The sequence below is a fragment of the Fontimonas sp. SYSU GA230001 genome (assembly GCF_040066175.1).
In the GTDB taxonomy this organism is placed as follows: Bacteria; Pseudomonadota; Gammaproteobacteria; order Nevskiales; family Nevskiaceae; genus Solimonas.
Genome location: NZ_JBEAAM010000004.1, coordinates 28,500 through 45,593 on the forward strand (window position 1 = coordinate 28,500; position 17,094 = coordinate 45,593).

General features: G+C 66.9%; 16 protein-coding genes. All 16 read left to right on the plus strand.

The window, feature by feature from the left end; all coding sequences use genetic code 11:
• Positions 1-47: 47 nt before the first annotated feature.
• The 16 genes from mtnA to AAG565_RS02335 all read left to right on the plus strand — a co-directional run bounded on the left by mtnA (position 48) and on the right by AAG565_RS02335 (position 17,094).
• The gene (mtnA, locus tag AAG565_RS02260) at positions 48-1,049 is read left to right on the plus strand and encodes an S-methyl-5-thioribose-1-phosphate isomerase (RefSeq protein WP_348817918.1); all 1,002 of its coding nucleotides are present in this window, start codon (positions 48-50) and stop codon (positions 1,047-1,049) included.
• 127 nt (positions 1,050-1,176) lie between these two features.
• Positions 1,177-3,858 (plus strand): DNA gyrase subunit A, encoded by a 2,682-nt coding sequence (gene gyrA, locus AAG565_RS02265; RefSeq protein ID WP_348817919.1) that lies wholly within the window; start codon positions 1,177-1,179, stop codon positions 3,856-3,858.
• 99 nt (positions 3,859-3,957) lie between these two features.
• Positions 3,958-4,209: a ribbon-helix-helix protein, CopG family gene (locus AAG565_RS02270; protein WP_348817920.1), complete on the plus strand. Its 252-nt coding sequence runs from the start codon at positions 3,958-3,960 to the stop codon at positions 4,207-4,209.
• Complete coding sequence (locus AAG565_RS02275) at positions 4,206-4,604, plus strand: PIN domain-containing protein (protein ID WP_348817921.1); 399 nt, start codon at positions 4,206-4,208, stop codon at positions 4,602-4,604. Before AAG565_RS02270 ends, AAG565_RS02275 begins: the two co-directional genes overlap by 4 nt.
• Before the next feature lie 45 nt (positions 4,605-4,649).
• Positions 4,650-5,732 (plus strand): 3-phosphoserine/phosphohydroxythreonine transaminase, encoded by a 1,083-nt coding sequence (gene serC / locus AAG565_RS02280; RefSeq protein WP_348817922.1) that lies wholly within the window; start codon positions 4,650-4,652, stop codon positions 5,730-5,732.
• Positions 5,733-5,834: 102 nt separating this feature from the next.
• Positions 5,835-7,010 carry a phosphoglycerate dehydrogenase gene (locus AAG565_RS02285; protein ID WP_348817923.1) on the plus strand — a complete coding sequence of 392 codons (1,176 nt, stop codon included), beginning with the start codon at positions 5,835-5,837 and terminating at the stop codon, positions 7,008-7,010.
• Between the two features lie 117 nt (positions 7,011-7,127).
• Positions 7,128-8,228 (plus strand): prephenate dehydratase, encoded by a 1,101-nt coding sequence (gene pheA, locus AAG565_RS02290; RefSeq protein WP_348817924.1) that lies wholly within the window; start codon positions 7,128-7,130, stop codon positions 8,226-8,228.
• Between the two features lie 16 nt (positions 8,229-8,244).
• On the plus strand, positions 8,245-9,378 hold the full coding sequence (gene hisC / locus AAG565_RS02295) for a histidinol-phosphate transaminase (protein WP_348817925.1): 1,134 nt from the start codon (positions 8,245-8,247) through the stop codon (positions 9,376-9,378).
• Positions 9,375-10,244: a prephenate dehydrogenase/arogenate dehydrogenase family protein gene (locus tag AAG565_RS02300; RefSeq protein WP_348817926.1), complete on the plus strand. Its 870-nt coding sequence runs from the start codon at positions 9,375-9,377 to the stop codon at positions 10,242-10,244. The genes hisC and AAG565_RS02300 overlap by 4 nt, the downstream gene beginning before the upstream one ends.
• A gap of 8 nt (positions 10,245-10,252) precedes the next feature.
• Positions 10,253-11,569 carry a 3-phosphoshikimate 1-carboxyvinyltransferase gene (gene aroA, locus AAG565_RS02305; RefSeq protein ID WP_348817927.1) on the plus strand — a complete coding sequence of 439 codons (1,317 nt, stop codon included), beginning with the start codon at positions 10,253-10,255 and terminating at the stop codon, positions 11,567-11,569.
• A 1-nt stretch (position 11,570) separates the two neighbouring features.
• Entirely contained in the window at positions 11,571-12,299 is a 729-nt protein-coding gene (gene cmk / locus AAG565_RS02310; RefSeq protein ID WP_348817928.1) for a (d)CMP kinase, read from the plus strand.
• Between the two features lie 115 nt (positions 12,300-12,414).
• Complete coding sequence (rpsA, locus tag AAG565_RS02315) at positions 12,415-14,091, plus strand: 30S ribosomal protein S1 (protein WP_348817929.1); 1,677 nt, start codon at positions 12,415-12,417, stop codon at positions 14,089-14,091.
• Positions 14,092-14,205: 114 nt separating this feature from the next.
• Positions 14,206-14,535, plus strand: a complete 330-nt coding sequence (locus AAG565_RS02320) for an integration host factor subunit beta (RefSeq protein ID WP_348817930.1) — start codon at positions 14,206-14,208, stop codon at positions 14,533-14,535.
• An 8-nt stretch (positions 14,536-14,543) separates the two neighbouring features.
• A complete protein-coding gene (locus AAG565_RS02325) occupies positions 14,544-14,849 on the plus strand; it encodes a lipopolysaccharide assembly protein LapA domain-containing protein (RefSeq protein ID WP_348817931.1) in 306 nt (101 codons plus the stop codon).
• 36 nt (positions 14,850-14,885) lie between these two features.
• Positions 14,886-16,049: a tetratricopeptide repeat protein gene (locus tag AAG565_RS02330; RefSeq protein ID WP_348817932.1), complete on the plus strand. Its 1,164-nt coding sequence runs from the start codon at positions 14,886-14,888 to the stop codon at positions 16,047-16,049.
• Between the two features lie 61 nt (positions 16,050-16,110).
• The gene (locus AAG565_RS02335) at positions 16,111-17,094 is read left to right on the plus strand and encodes an NAD-dependent epimerase/dehydratase family protein (RefSeq protein ID WP_348817933.1); all 984 of its coding nucleotides are present in this window, start codon (positions 16,111-16,113) and stop codon (positions 17,092-17,094) included.

Genomic DNA, 17,094 nt, shown 5'->3' on the forward strand with positions numbered 1-17,094 from the left:
GGCGGCCAAACGTACAATGCGGGCTCGCATTCTAGCCGAGCCCCTGCATGTCATCCGTCGTCCGCCCCGTCGCCTGGCTGTCCGATTCGCTGCGCCTGCTCGACCAGCGCGTGCTGCCGCAGGAAGAGCGCTATCTCGATTGCCGCACGGCGGGCGAGGTGGGCGAGGCGATTCACGCGATGGCGGTGCGCGGCGCGCCGGCGATCGGCATCGCAGCCGCTTACGGACTGGTGCTGGCGGTGCGTGCACAGCCCGACGACTTCGACCGCGCCTTCGAGATGCTGGCGGCCTCGCGGCCGACGGCGGTGAACCTGCGCTGGGCGCTGGAGCGCATGCGCGGCGTCTGGCTGACGCGGCGTGACGTCGCCAGCCTCGAAGCGGAGGCGGTGCGCATCCACGAGGAAGACCTGGCGCAGAACCTGCGCATGGGTGAACTCGGCGCCGAATTGCTGCCATCCGGCGCGCGCGTGATCACGCATTGCAATACCGGCGCGCTGGCGACCGGCGGGCATGGCACGGCGCTGGGCGTGATCCGCAGCGCGCACGCGCGCCATCGCATCGCGATGGTTTACAACACCGAGACGCGGCCGTGGCTGCAGGGCGCGCGGCTGACCGCCTGGGAGCTGCAGCAGGAGCGCATCCCGGCGCGCCTGATTGCCGACGGCGCGGCCGCGCACCTGATGTCGTGCGAGAAGATCGACTGGGTGATCGTCGGCGCCGACCGCATCGCCGCGAACGGCGACACCGCGAACAAGATCGGCACCTACGCGCTGGCCGTGGCGGCACGGCGTCACGGCGTGAAGTTCATGGTCGTCGCGCCCAGCGGCACCTTCGACCTGCGCTGCCGCAGCGGCGCCGAGATTCCGATCGAGGAGCGTCCGGCATCCGAGCTGACCGGCTTCCGCGGGCAGCCGGTCGCGCCGCAGAACTACGATGCCTTCAATCCCGTGTTCGACGTGACCCCGGCCGAGCTGATCGACGCCCTGGTCTGCGAGCGCGGCGTGGTGTTGGCGCCGACCCGCGACACGGTCGCGGCGCTGCTGGGCTAAAAGACCCGGGCAAGGGTCGGTCCGTGTTAAGATTTATCGACAAATAGACGGGCCTCTCCGGACCCGCGATCCGCTCGATTGTTCGACCGAGAGCCGGCCGCTTCAGGCGCGCCGGCGGGTACCTGCCATGACCGATTTCGCCAAGGAAGTCCTCAGCGTCAATCTCGAAGACGAGATGCGGCGCAGTTACCTCGATTACGCGATGAGCGTGATCGTCGGCCGCGCGTTGCCGGACGCGCGTGACGGCCTCAAGCCCGTGCACCGTCGCGTGCTCTACGCGATGAAGGAACTGGGCAACGACTACAACAAGCCGTACAAGAAATCGGCGCGCATCGTCGGCGACGTCATCGGTAAGTACCACCCGCACGGCGACTCCGCCGTGTACGACACGATGGTGCGCATGGCCCAGGACTTCTCGATGCGCTACGTGCTCATCGACGGCCAGGGCAACTTCGGTTCGGTCGATGGCGACGCGCCGGCGGCGATGCGTTACACCGAAGTGCGCATGGCGCGGCTCGCGCACGAGCTGCTCGCCGACATCGACAAGGAAACGGTCGATTTCCAGCCGAACTATGACGGCTCGGAAACCGAGCCGAGCGTGCTGCCGACGCGCATCCCGCAGCTGCTGGTCAACGGCAGCTCCGGCATCGCGGTGGGCATGGCGACCAACATCCCGCCGCACAATCTCTCGGAAGTGATCGACGGCTGCGTCGCGCTGATCGACAAGCCGGACATCGAGCTGCGCGAGCTGATGCAGCACATCCCGGCGCCGGATTTTCCGACAGCGGGCCTGCTGCTCGACGCGCATGGCCTGGTCGATGCCTACGCCACCGGGCGTGGCCGCATCGTCATCCGCTCGCGCACGCATTTCGAGGACATCGGCAGCGACAAGCAGGCGATCATCGTCACCGAGTTGCCGTACCAGGTGAACAAGGCGCGGCTGCTGGAAAAGATCGCCGAGCTGGTCAAGGACAAGCGCATCGAGGGCATCACCGAGCTGCGCGACGAATCGGACAAGGACGGCACGCGCGTCGTGATCGAACTGCGCCGCGGCGAGAATGCCGAGGTCGTGCTCAACAACCTGTTCCAGCACACGCAGCTGCAGGACAGCTTCAATCTCAACATGGTCGCGCTCGACGGCGGCCAGCCGCGCCTGCTGTCGCTCAAACAGCTGCTCGAAATCTTCGTGCGCCATCGCCGTGAGGTGGTGACGCGACGCACGCGCTATCTGCTGCGCAAGGCGCGCGAACGCGCCCACGTGTTGGAAGGCCTGTCGGTCGCGCTCGCCAACATCGACGAGATCATCGAGCTGATCAAGCGCAGCCCCAGTCCGGCCGAAGCGAAGGCGGGACTGATGGCGCGGCTGTGGTCACCCGGGCCGGTCAGCGCGATGCTGGAACGCGCGGGCAGCGATGCGTCGCGGCCGCAGGATCTGGCCGCCGAGTTCGGCATCGTCGATGGCGGCTACCGCCTGTCGGAAGCCCAGGCCCAGGCGATTCTCGATCTGCGTCTGCACCGCCTGACCGGTTTGGAGCAGGACAAAATCCACGACGAGTTCAAGGAGCTGCTGGACAGCATCCTCGATTACCTCGACATCCTCGGCTCGGAAGCGCGGCTGCTGGCGGTGATCCGCGCCGAGTTGCTCGAAATCAAGGAACAGTACGGCGACGCACGCCGCACCGAGATCACCGACGCCGCCCTGAACATGGCGCGCGAGGATCTGATCCCGCCGCAGGACATGGTGGTGACGCTCTCGCACGAAGGCTATGTCAAGGCCGTGCCGCTGGACGAGTACCAGGCGCAGCGCCGCGGCGGGCGCGGCAAGCTGGCGGCGACCACCAAGGACGAGGATTTCGTCGATCGCCTGTGGGTTGCGCACTCGCACGACACGCTGTTGTGCTTCTCCAGTCAGGGCAAGTGCTACAAGCTGCGTGTGTTCGAGCTGCCGTCGGGTTCGCGCGGTTCGCGCGGCAAGCCGTTCAACAACCTGCTGCCGCTGGAAGAGCGCGAGAAGATCAACGCGGTGCTGCCGATCAAGGCTTTCGACCAGCCGCCGCCGAACGCGACCGCGCCGGGCCAGATCCCCTACGTGTTCATGGTCACGCGTCGCGGCACGGTGAAGAAGACCGAGCTGACCGCGTTCCAGAACGTGCGGGCGAACGGCATCATCGCCGTCGATCTGCGCGTCGATGACGAACTGGTCGGCGTGGCGCTGACCAACGGCGACAACGACGTGATCCTGATCTCGGATGCCGGTCGCGCGATCCGCTTTCACGAGGGCGACGTGCGCAGCATGGGCCGCGGTGCCACCGGCGTGCGCGGCATGCGCCTGCTCAAGGCGTTCGCCGGCTCCGAGGACGAGAGCGAGGAGTCCGTCGCCGACGAGTCGATCGACGAGGGTGCCGACACCGCCGCAGAAGGGGCGCGCGTGATCGCGCTGATCGTCGCCAACGGTGCCGACATCCTCACCGTCTCGGAACTGGGCTACGGCAAGCGCACGGCGGTCGATCAGTTCCCGCGCCGCGGCCGGGGTGGCCAGGGCGTCATCGCGCAAGCCCTGTCCGACAAGACCGGACGCCTGATCGGCGCGGTCGCGGTCGGCGAGAGCGACGAGGTGATGCTGATCTCCGAAGCAGGCATCCTGATCCGCTTCAAGACCAGCGACGTGCGCAGCATGGGCCGCAACACCCAGGGCGTGCGCCTGATGCGGCCGGGCGAAAACGACCGCCTGGTCGGCGTCGATCGCATCGTGGGCGAGGATGTGGACGGGAGTGAATTGGCGGCGGCGCCCGAGTCCGAATCCGAGTAGTCGGGCGTCGCGCCGGCCGTCCGGGCCGTGGAGTCTGCGGATCCACGGCCTTTTGATCGGCTAATTGACTAACATGACCTGTTAGGTGAGACTACGCGTATGAATTTCAGCGTGCATTTCGACGAAGCGACGCTCGCGCGCCTGAACCAGGCGGTGGAGCGCTCGGGTATGACACGCAACCGCATCATCGTGACCGCGGTGCAGGAATGGCTGGCGCGCAACGAGGAACGCGACTGGCCCGATGCGCTGCGTGCGCACTTCCGCAACCCGGCGCCGGAACTGACCGAGGACACGCTGGACTTCCAGGCCTGGCGCGCAGCGATCCCGGCCGAGACCGAGGTCCGGTGGTGAAGTACCTGCTCGATTCGGACATGCTGGCGGCGGCCGTCAAGGGCCGGTTGCCGGTGGTGCTGCGCCTCGCGCAGCTCAAGCCGACCGAGGTGGCGGTGTCGGTGGTCGCGCGCATGGAGGCGGAAACGGCGCTGCGGCTGCAGCCGCGCGGCCAGGCGCGCTACGGCAGGCTGCTGAAGGAGTTCCTGTCGGCGGTGAAGGTGCTCGACTTCGGCGCGGCAGAGGCGCAGCAGGCGGTGAATCTCGGCGCCTACCTGCAGGCGGCCGGTGACAAGCTCGCGGCGCTCGACCTGCTGCAGGCGGCCACCGCGCTCGCGCATCAGCTGGTGCTGGTCACCGACCGCGCCCAGGCGTTCGCCGCGGTGCCGAATCTGGACGTCGAACGCTGGTCGTGACAGGACATCATTCCCCACTTTCGCTTTTCAACCCAAGAGGCTGACATGAAAAGAATTATCAACTTCAGCGCCGGCCCTGCGACGCTGCCGCTCAGCGTGCTTCAGCAGGTTCAGGCCGAACTGCTCGACTGGCAGGGCTCGGGCATGTCGGTGATGGAGATGTCGCACCGCGACAAGGAGTTCATGAGCATCGCGCAGGACGCCGAGAAGACCTTGCGCGAGATCGCCCACATCCCAGCCAACTACAAGGTGCTGTTCCTGCAGGGCGGCGCGACCGGCCAGTTCACTTACGTGCCGATGAACCTGCTGCGCGGCAGGGCCGGCGTCGATTACGTGCTGACCGGCGACTGGGGCAAGAAGGCGGCGAAAGAGGCCGGCAAGTACGCCAAGGTCAACATCGCGGCGTCGAGCGAGGCCGACAAGTTCACGCACATCCCGGATCCGGCGGGCTGGAAGCTCGACCCGGATGCAGCCTACGTGCACATCACGCCCAACGAGACGATCCACGGCGTCGAGTTTCATCAGGAGCCGGACACGCACGGCGTGCCGCTGGTCGCCGACATGTCCTCGAACATCCTGTCGCGCCCGATCGACGTCACCAGGTACGGCCTGATCTACGCCGGCGCGCAGAAGAACATCGGTCCGTCGGGCATCACGATCGTCATCGTGCGCGAGGACCTGATCGGCCAGGCGCTGCCGACGACGCCGGGCATCTTCGATTACAAGCAGATGGCCGACAACGAGTCGATGCTCAACACGCCGCCGTGCTTCGCGTGGTACGTGTCGGGCCTCGTGTTCAAGTGGATCAAGGACAACGGCGGGCTGCAGGCGGTGGGTGAGCGCAATGCGCGCAAGGCGGCGCTGCTGTACGACTACATCGACTCGCAGTCGTTCTATCGCAACCCGGTCCGGAAGGAACATCGGTCGCGCATGAACGTGCCGTTCACGCTGGCCAATGCCGAACTGGACGCCGATTTCCTCAAGGGCGCGAAGGCGGCCGGCCTGTCCGGCCTGAAAGGTCACCGCTCGGTCGGCGGTATGCGTGCGTCGATCTACAACGCGATGACGCTCGAAGGCGTGCAGGCGCTGGTCGATTACATGAAGGAATTTGCGCGCACGCGCGGTTGAAACGACGGGAATCGGGAATCGGGAATGGGGAATCGTCAAGACCTGCCCAGAACCCGCTTTTACGATTCCCGACTCCCCATTCTCGGTTCCCGGTATTCATCCATGTTCAAGATCCTGACCCTCAACAACATCTCCATCAACGGTCTCGAGCGCCTGCCGCGCGAGAACTACGAGATCGCGTCCGAGATCGCGCATCCAGACGCGATCCTGGTGCGCTCGGCGGACATGCACAAGCTCGACATTCCGGCCACGGTCAAGGCGATCGGCCGCGCCGGCGCGGGCACCAACAACATCCCGGTGGCCGCGATGTCCAAGCGCGGCGTGCCGGTGTTCAATGCGCCGGGCGCGAACGCCAATGCGGTCAAGGAACTGGTTCTGGCCGGACTGTTCCTCGCAGCGCGCAACATCCCGCAGTCACTGGACTTCGTGAAGAAGCTCGACGGCGACGACAAGGCGATGCACGAGGCGGTCGAGAACGGCAAGAAGAAGTTCGTCGGTTTCGAGCTGCCGGGACGCACGCTCGGTGTCATCGGCCTGGGCGCGATCGGCGTCAAGGTGGCCAATGCGGCGCTGGAACTGGGGATGACGGTGTACGGCTATGACCCCGCGATGACCGTGCAGAATGCCTGGCAGCTCAACTCCGGCGTGCGCCAGGCGCTGTCGGTGGACGACCTGATGTCGAAGTCGCAGTTCGTTTCGGTGCACGTGCCGCTGCTCGACGCGACGCGCAAGCTCGTCAATGCCGAGCGCATCAAGCTGATGAAGAAGCAGGGTGTGGTGCTCAACTTCGCGCGCGAGGCGATCGTCGATGAGACTGCGGTGATCGAGGCGCTCAACGATGGCAAGCTGCACGCCTACGTCTGCGATTTCCCGTCCAACGCGCTCAAGGGCCACCCGCGTGTCATCGCCACGCCGCACCTGGGTGCGTCCACGATCGAGGCTGAGGACAACTGCGCGGTGATGGTCGCCGACCAGCTGCGCGAGTTCCTCGAAGCCGGCAACATCCGCAACTCGGTGAACTTTCCCGAGGCCGTACTGCCGCTGCTGCCGGGCAAGACCCGGCTGTGCATCGTCAACGAGAACGTGCCCAACATGGTCGGCCAGATCTCCACGGCGCTGGCCAAGCGCACGCTCAACATCGCCGACCTGCTCAACAAGTCGCGCGGTGATCTGGCCTACACGATCGTCGATGTCGATTCGCCGGTGTCGGAGGATGCGGCTGCGGAGATCCGTGCGATCCAGGGCGTGCTCGCGGTGCGGGTGATCTCGGCGCGCTGACACCGTTCGGAACGGCAGGGGGAGTGACTCGGTGTCATTCCTCCTGCAGTCGAACGCGGGCGGGGGTGCGGTGCAAAACTGCGTACAATCGCGCTCCCAGCCATTTCCGATCCATCCATGACGCAGAACGAACTGGCCCAGGCACGCCAGCAGATCGATGCGCTGGACGAACAGATCCAGTCGCTGATCTCGCAGCGTGCGCGTATCGCGCAGGCGATCGCGCACATCAAGCAGCGCATGGGCGACACGGGCGATCACTATCGTCCGGCGCGCGAGGCCGAAGTGCTGCGCGCGGTGATCGCGCGCAATCAGGCCAACGGCGGGCCGCTGACCGACGAGGCGATCGCGCGGTTGATGCGCGAGATCATGTCGGCCTGCCTGTCGCTGGAGTCGCCGCTGACCGTCGCGTACCTGGGCCCCGAAGGCACCTATACGCAGGCCGCCGTGCTCAAGCACTTCGGTGACAGCGTGCGCGCGCGGCCGATGCACGCGATCGACGAGATCTTCCGCGACGTCGAAAGCGGCGCCGCGGACTACGGCGTCGTGCCCGTCGAGAATTCGACCGGCGGTGTCGTCAGCCACACGCTCGACGAACTGGTGTTCACCAAGCTGCGCATCTGCGGCGAAGTCATGCTGCCCGTGCACCACCACCTGCTGTCGGCCGGAACCGATCTGGACAAGGTGACCAAGGTTTACTCGCACCCCCAGTCGTTCGCACAGTGCCGCAAGTGGCTCGACGCCAAACTGCCCAAGGCGATCCGGGAGACCGTCTCCAGCAACGGCCAGGCGGCCGCGCAGGCCCGCGCCGAAGGTGTGGGCGTCGCAGCGATCGCCAGCCTTCAGGCTGGCCGCATCAACGCGCTCAACATCCTGGCCTCGAACATCGAGGACGATCCCAACAACACCACGCGGTTCCTGGTGCTGGGCAAGCAGGATCCGGCGCCGACCGGGCAGGACATCACGTCGATCGTGCTGTCCGGACATCGCAACCAGCCGGGCTCGCTGCTGAAGCTGTTGCAGCCGCTGGCCAACGCGGGTCTCGACATGACGCGCATCGAGTCACGCCCGGTGCGCGGCTCGGCGGTGCAGGATTACTACTTCTTCATCGACTTCGTCGGCCACGCCGCGACGCCGGCAGTCCGCAAGGCGCTGGACGAGGTCAGCGCCGCGGCCGGATTTTTCAAGATTCTGGGTTCGTATCCCCGGGCCGTCGTCTGATTCTTTCGGGATCGCAATGGGACAGACACTCCACACGCACGCCGCGCCGGGCATCCTCGGCATCGAGCCCTATACGCCGGGCATGCCGATCGACGAACTGCAGCGGCGCCTGGGCGTCAAGAGCGCGATCAAGCTCGCGTCGAACGAAAACCCGCTGGGCATGAGCCCGAAGGTCCGGGCGGCACTGGCCGAGGCCGTGGCCAGCCAGAATCTGGCGCTGTATCCGGACGGCAGCGGTCATCGGCTCAAGCAGAAGCTGGCGCGGATGTTCGACATCGCGCCGGAACGCATCACGCTGGGTAATGGTTCCAACGACATCCTGGAATTTCTCGCGCGCGTCTATGCCGGACCCGGCCGTGCGGTGATGTTTTCGGAGTACGCCTTCGCGGTGTACCCACTCGCTGCCCAGGCGCAGTCGGCCGAGAGTGTCGTCGTGCCGGCCAGGCCGGCTGAGGATCCGATGCCTTACGGGCACGACATGGCCGCGTTCGCGCGCGTGCTGCGCGGCCGGCCGGATGTGGCGCTGGTGTTCGTCGCCAATCCGAACAACCCGACCGGCACCTGGCTGGAGCCGCAGGCGATCGAGGACTTCCTGCGCCAGGTTCCGCCGGACGTCATCGTCGCGCTCGACGAGGCCTATTTCGAGTATCAGGACCCGGCACTGCGTCCCGATACGCGACGCTGGCTCGACCAGTTCCCGAACCTGCTCGTCGCGCGCACGTTCTCGAAGGTGTACGGGCTCGCCGGGCTGCGCGTCGGCTATGCGTTCTCGCATCCGGACGTGGCCGATCTGCTCAACCGCGTGCGCCAGCCGTTCAACAACAACAGTCTCGCGCTGCTCGCCGCCGAGGTGGCCCTGGACGACCAGGCGCACGTCGCCCAGTCGGTGGAACTGAACGCGCGCGAACGTGCGCGCCTGACGCGCGAGCTGCGGGCGCTCGGCCTGGGCGTTCTGCCATCGCAGGCGAATTTCGTCACCGTGGATTTCCACCGCGATGCCCAGCCCATCCACCAGGGTCTGCTCGAACGCGGCGTGATCGTGCGGCCGATGGGTTCCTACGGCCTGCCGAATTTCCTGCGCGTGACCGTCGGCACCGTCGCCGAGAACGATCGTTTCCTGGGTGCGCTGAAGGAGGTTCTGCGGGGATGAGTGCGCCGCGTCTGGCGATCATCGGCCTGGGACTGATCGGCGGTTCGCTGGCGCGAGCCTTGCGCGAGGCCGGCGCCGCCGGCCCGATCGCCGGTTACGATCCCGATCCGGCACAGCGCGACGCGGCCCAGCGATTGCGCGTCGTCGATCACGTGCACGACACCGCGGCCGCGGCGGTGGGCGACGCGGACGTCGTGGTGCTGGCCGTGCCGGTCCTGCACACCGCCGAGGCGCTGCGCGCGTGTCTGCCGGCGCTCAAGGCGGACGTGATCGTCACCGACGTCGGCAGCACCAAGCAGTCGGTGCTCGATGACGTCGAACGCGTCTGCGGCAAGCTGCCGCCACGGTTCGTCGCGGCGCATCCGATCGCCGGCACCGAGAAGAGTGGCGTTGCCCATTCGCAGCCGGACCTGTTCCGCCGGCATCGTGTGATCGTCACGCCACATGCGCAGCAGGACAGGACCGCACAGGCGCTGGTCACCCGTCTGTGGGAGGCGGTCGGCGCGCGGGTGGTCGAGATGGACGCGCGCCGTCATGACGCGATCTTCGCCGCGACCTCACATCTGCCGCATGTGCTCGCATACAGCTTCGTCGATATGCTGGCGCAGCTCGATCGGGACCACGACATCTTCTCCAATGCCGGCGGCGGTTTCCGCGACTTCACGCGCATCGCGTCGAGTTCGCCGCAGATGTGGCACGACATCGTGCGCGCCAATGCCGCGGCCGTTGGCAGCCTGCTCGACCGGCAGATCGACGAGCTGCGGCAGATCCGGACGATGATGCGCGAGTCGCGCTGGGATGATCTGAAGCGGCTGTTCGAGCGGGCGCGCGCGGCACGCGAACGCTATCTCGCGCAGATCGAATGAGCGTAGCGATGCCGCCCTTTCTGGACCTGGCGCCGATCCGCGGGGCGCGCGGTACCTTGCGGCTGCCGGGTTCCAAGAGCGTATCGATCCGCGCGCTGCTGCTGGCCAGTCTTGCACAAGGCGAGACGCGGCTGACCGGTCTGCTCGATTCCGACGACACGCGCGTGATGCGCGAAGCCCTGCGCGCCTGCGGGGTGCCACTGCACGATGAAGGTGAGGCGGGTCTGTGTGTGCGCGGAGCGGCGCGTTTTCCGCTGCGCGAGGCGCAGATTTTCGTCGGCAACTCCGGATTGTCGATCCGCACGCTGGTCGCGGTGCTGTGTTTCATGGACGGCCGTTACCGGCTGTCGGGCGTGCCGCGCATGCACGAGCGGCCGATCGGTGATCTCGTCGATGCACTGCGGCCGCTAGGCGCGCGCATCACTTACCTGGAGCGTGAACGTTTTCCGCCACTGCTGATCGAGCCTGCGCTGCCGCGCGTGGCGCAGCCGGTGCGCGTGCGCGGCGACGCGTCCAGCCAGTTCCTGACCGGCATCCTGCAGGCGGCACCTCTGCTGGCGCGCGAGCAGCCGCTGACCGTGCAGGTCGAGGGCGAGCTGATCTCACGTCCGTACATCGACCTGAGCATCGCGCTGATGCGGCGCTTCGGTGTCGAAGTGGAACGCGGTGCAGGTGCATCGGGCGCCCCGCGCTACACCGTCGCCGCCGGTGCGCGCTATTGCTCGCCGGGCGTATTCGCCGTGGAAGGCGATGCCTCGTCGGCATCATACTTCCTGGCGCTCGGCGCACTCGCCGGCGGGCCGGTGCGCGTGCTCGGCATGGGTCGCAGCAGCCTGCAGGGCGACGTGCGCTTCGCCGAGGTGCTCACGGCGATGGGCGCCGAGATCGCGCAGGGTGATGACTGGACCGAGGCGCGCTCGATCGGACTCGCCGCGGGCTTCCGTCCACGTGCGATCGACGCCGACTTCAACCACATTCCGGACGCGGCGATGACCGCGGCAGTGATCGCGTTGTTCGCCGACGGACCGAGCGTGCTGCGCAACATCGGCAGCTGGCGCGTCAAGGAGACCGACCGCATCGCAGCGATGGCGACGGAGCTGACCAAGGTGGGCGCGCGCGTCGAGGTCGGTGCCGACTACCTGCGCATCGAACCGCCGACCGTGCTGCGTGCGGCGAGCATCGACACCTACGACGACCATCGCATGGCGATGAGTTTCTCTCTGGTTGCCTGCGGTGGCGTGAACGTCCGCATCAACGACCCCGGCTGCGTCTCCAAGACCTTCCCGGATTACTTCGCGCAGCTGGCTGCACTGACCTCGACCTGACATGGCCCGGCCGTCCACGCCCCAGGACTCAGGTCTCACGCATCGCGGACCCGCGACGCCGGTCGTCACCGTGGACGGTCCCAGCGGCGTCGGCAAGGGGCTGGTGACGCGCTGGCTGGCACAGCGCCTGCCGGGCTGGCACCGGCTCGACAGCGGCGCGCTCTATCGCATTCTCGCCCTGGCTGCGCACCGGCGCGGGATCGACCTGCATGACGCGGGCGCCGTCGCAGCGCTGGCACCGGCGCTCGACATCCGCTTCGCGGGGATGACCGAGGACGACGAGGCGATCCTGGTCGGCGGCGAGGACTGGACCCACGACGTGCGCAAAGAATCGACCGGCGCGCTCGCGTCGCTGATCGCCGCGGCGCCGGCGGTGCGTGCCGCGCTGCTGCAGCGGCAGAAGGATTTCCGCCGTGCACCGGGATTGATCGCGGATGGCCGCGACATGGGCACGATCGTGTTCCCCGACGCGGTCCTCAAGATCTTCATGGACGCGAGTCCCGAGGAACGCGCGCTGCGCCGGCTCAAGCAGTTGAGCGAAAAAGGGATAAAGGCTACACTCGCGCCCCTTTGCGAGGAGATTCGCGCCCGCGACGAGCGCGACCGCAACCGCGCCATTGCGCCGCTCAAGCCGGCCGATGATGCGGAAGTGGTTGATACGACAGGGCTTTCCCCCCAAGACGTGCTGTCGAAGGTGGAAGCGCTGCTGCAGCGGCACCGCTTGGCGTAGCGTGCGTCTCCAAGACAAGACAGGTCCGGCTCCACAGGGATGTGCAGCCGGCGGTTTCCTTTTGACGGGCCCCCGAGCAGGACGCGAGGGGATGTTCAACTTTTCGAGTGATTAGATGAGCGAAAGTTTCGCTGAGTTGTTTGAGGCCAGCCTCAAGAGTGGCCAGTCCATGCAGTCCGGCACCATCGTCAACGCCAAGGTGCTGGAGGTCAAACCCGATGTCGTGATCGTCGATGCGGGCCTGAAGTCGGAGGGCGTGATTCCGATCCAGGAGTTCATGATCGACGGCGAACTCAAGGTCGCGGCCGGCGATGACGTGGAAGTGGCGCTGGAAACTGTCGAGGACGGCTTCGGCGAAACCAAGTTCTCCAAGGAAAAAGCCGAGCGCATCAAGACCTGGGAGCGCCTGGGCAAGGCGTTCGAGAACAAGGAGACGGTGGTCGGCACGATCACCGGCAAGGTCAAGGGCGGCTTCACGGTCGATATCGGTTCGGTCCGCGCGTTCCTGCCCGGCTCGCTGGTGGACGTGCGTCCGGTGCGCGACACGGCCTACCTCGAAGGCAAGCCGCTCGAGTTCAAGGTCATCAAGCTCGACAAGCTGCGCAACAACGTGGTGGTCTCGCGTCGTGAAGTGCTCGAGGCCGAGTACAGCGCCGAGCGCGACACGCTGCTCGCCAACCTGCAGGAAGGCGTGGTGCTGCGCGGCGTCGTCAAGAACCTGGTCGAGTACGGCGCCTTCGTCGATCTCGGCGGCATCGACGGCCTGCTGCACATCACCGACATGACCTGGAAGCGCGTCAAGGACCCGAGCGAGGTCGTGACGGTCGGCCAGGAAATCGACGTCAAGGTGCTCAAGTACGACCGCGAGCGCCGTCGCGTCTCGCTGGGCCTCAAGCAGCTGGGTGCCGATCCGTGGGTCGATATCGAGCGTCGCTACCCGGACAAGACCCGCCTGTTCGGCAAGGTCACCAACATCACCGATTACGGCGCTTTCGTCGAGATCGAGCCCGGTGTCGAAGGCCTGGTGCACGTCTCGGAGATGGACTGGACCAACAAGAACGTCAATCCGGCGAAGGTCGTGCAGGTCGGCGACGAGGTCGAGGTGATGATCCTCGACATCGACGGCGAGCGCCGCCGCATCTCGCTGGGCATGAAGCAGTGCCGCCCGAACCCCTGGGAGGAGTTCGCGCAGAACCACCAGAAGGGCGACCGCGTGCACGGTGCGATCAAGTCGATCACCGACTTCGGCATCTTCATCGGACTGGACGGCGGTATCGACGGCCTCGTGCACCTGTCGGATCTCGACTGGAACGAGCCGGGCGAAGTCGCGGTCCGTCGCTACCAGAAGGGTCAGGAACTCGATGCCGTGGTGCTGGCGATCGACGCCGCGCGTGAGCGCATCTCGCTGGGCGTCAAGCAGGTCGGTGCCGACCCGCTGGCCGAGTTCATCGCCCGCAATGCCAAGGGTGCGGTGGTCAAGGGGATCGTGCGTTCGGTCGAGCCGCGCGGCGCCGTGATCGACCTGGGCAACGGGGTCGAGGGCTACATCCGTGCCAACGACCTGGCCCGCGAGCGCGTCGAGGACGCGACCAAGGTGATCAAGGAAGGCGACACGCTCGAGGCGCGCTTCGTCGGTGTCGATCGCAAGAACCGCACGATCCAGCTGTCGGTCCGCGAAAAGGAGATCCAGGAAGAGCAGGAGGCGGTGGCCGAGTACAGCCGCAATGCCGCCACTGGCAAGACCAGCCTGGGCGATCTGCTCAAGGAACAGATGGGCGGAGGCAACAACTGATACCGGTCCGGGCGCGGCGCCCGGAGTGCGCTATCCAGATCGGGGGCCGCGCTTGCGCGGCCCTCTTTTTTTCTTTATCGTTCAAGCTGATACGAATACTCAGCGCCTAGCGCCATGACCAAGTCGGAATTGATCGAGCGGCTGGCCAACCGCCAGTCGCACCTGATGTACAAGGACGTGGAACTGGCGGTGAAGCTGGTGCTCGACCAGATCAGCAACGCACTGGCACGCGACGAGCGGGTCGAGATCCGGGGCTTCGGCAGCTTTTCGCTGCATCACCGGCCGGCGCGCGTCGGGCGCAATCCGAAGACCGGTGCGCCGGTGACCATCCCGCCCAAGCGCGTGCCGCATTTCAAGCCGGGCAAGGAGATGCGCGAACGGGTCAACCTCAGTGACAGTGCGTCCCCCGCCGCGCCGATGCCCGTGACCGGCAGCGCGGACTGAGCCTCGACATGTCGCGCATCGTGCTGATGGGCGGGTTGATCCTGGTGCTGGTGCTGGGTGCGGCGATCGGGTATTTCAACGCACAGCCCGTCCACTTCGATTATCTGGTCGGCGTCCTGGAGCTGCCCTTGATCGCCGTCCTGATCCTTGCGTTCTGCGCAGGCGTCGTGGTCGCCTTGCTCGTGGTCGGTGCGCGCCTCCTCAGCCTGCGTCTCGAGCTGCGGCGCAGCGCGCGCCAGCTCCGCGAGCTCGAGATCGAGCTGCGCAACCTGCGCAATCTGCCCGTGACGACCGAAACCGGCGCCAGCCAATGATCTGCGAAGGTCGGCTGCCGCATTCCCTGACTCACGGTGCTTGATCCGTTGTTTTCGTGGTTGCTGCTGCCGCTGGGCATGGCGCTCGGCTGGGCGCTGGCCCGGCGTCGGTCGCCGGCCGTGACGGCGATCAGCGGCGAGCAGCTCGGTGGACTGATCGGCCAGATCGCGTCCGACGATCCCGATCAGGCCATCGCGGCGCTCAATACTGCAGCCGAACTCGACCCCTCGACAGCCGAACTGCATCTGCAGCTGGGCCGCATGTTCCGCAAGCGTGGCGAGGTCGATCGGGCGCTGCGGGTGCACGAAGCGCTGGCCACGCGCGGCGGCCTGGCGCCGGCCGTGCAGCTGCGGGCGCGCTACGAGCTGGCGCAGGACTACATGTCCGCAGGTGTGATGGATCGCGCCGAACAGCTGTTCACCGAGCTGGCGGGGCAAGGGGCCTACGCCGTCGAAGCAGCCGAGGCGATCCGGACGATCCACGAGCAGGCCCGTGAATGGCGGCCGGCCATCGAGGCGGCGCGGCGCCTGCAGGCCGTCAAGGGCGAGTCGCAGAGCGCCGCGATCGCGCAGTACTTCTGTGAGCTGGCCGAGGAGGCGCGGCGCGAGAAGCGCACGGATGAAGCGATCCGGCTGGTGCAGCAGGCGCTGGGCGAGGACCGCACCTGCGTGCGCGCGCACCTGATGCTCGGCGAACTGCGCGAAGCCGCCGGCGATCACGCCGCGGCGGCGCGCGCCTACCTGAAGGCCTTCGAGCACGATCCGCGTTTTCTGCCCGACGTGATCGAGCCTCTGCAGCGCTGTTTCGCGGCCAACGGCGACCGTGACGGTTTCCTGTTGTTCCTGAAGGATGCCAAGGAGATGTCGTCGAGCAGCCTGCCGTTCGTCGCCGAGGCGCGATTGCTGGCCGAAACCGGCGTCGATCCGCTGGACCACCTCGTGCAGGGGCTCGAAAGCCGGCCGAGCCGCGCGGTGCTCGCGGAGTTCCTGGAAGCGCTCGAGCGCCAGCCCAACCTGATCGACTCGGGGCTCGGGCGGCCCGCGGCCAGTCTCCGCAAGGCCTTGCTCAGGCTGATGGAGGCCACGCCGAAGTATCAGTGCAGTCACTGCGGCTTCACGCCGAAGCAGATGTTCTGGCAGTGTCCGGGCTGCAAGCACTGGGGCACCACGGCGCCGGCCGACGACGTCCTGCGCGCGTGAAAGTTCGTGCCGCAGTGGCCCGGACTGCGGTAATCTCGAAGCATCGTGGGTGGAGGGCAGCTTGGCGAAGACGGCGTTCGTCACCGGGGCGACGGGGTTCGTCGGCCTCAATCTGGTCGAGGCTTTGCGTCAGCAAGGCTGGGACGTCATCGCGCTGCACCGCTCGAGCTCGGACCTGAGCGTTCTCGATCGCTTTCCCGGCGTCGGCCGCGTGGTCGGCGACATCACCGATGCACGATCCCTCAAGAATCTGATCCCGCGCCACGTCGATTGCGTGTTCCATGTGGCCGGCAACACGAGCCTGTGGGGGCGGGTCCAGGTCGAGCAGACCAAGGTCAACGTCCGCGGCACGCGCAACGTCGTGCGCGCCGCCCTGGAGGCGGGCGCCAAGCGCTTCGTGCACACGTCGAGCATCGTCGCCTATGGTCTGCACGGCGGGACGATCACCGAGGACACACCGACGCGCGGCAGTGCGGTGCCGATCAATTACATCCGCAGCAAGGCGTTGTCCGAGCGTGAGGTACGCAAAGGCATCAGCAGCGGCCTGCGCGCGGTGATTCTCAACCCCGCGAACATGATCGGCCGCTACGACACTGGCAGCTGGGCGCGCATGTTCCGGCTGGTCAAGCAGGGGCGCCTGCCGGCGATGCCGCCGGGCGGTGGCAGCTTCTGCCACGTCAGCGAGGTCGCCGTGGCGATGATCGCTGCGGCCGAACGCGGCCAGGTCGGGCACAACTATCTGCTCGGCGGCGCACAGGCAAGCTATGTCGGCTTCGCCAACGCGATCGCCGATGCACTGGGACTGCGCCGCCGCTACGTCGCGCTGCATCCCGGCGTCCTCAAAGCCTACGCGCGCCTGGAGGAGTGGATCGCGCCGATGTTCGGACGCGAACCGGACATCACGCTGGACGCCGTCGCGCTGCTGGCGCAGAACTTCTACTGCCATAGCCGCAAGGCGCAGAAGGAACTCGGCTACCGCCCGCGGCCGCTCGAAGAGATGGTGCAGGACTGCCGCGACTGGATGCGTTCCGCCGGCCTGCTGTGA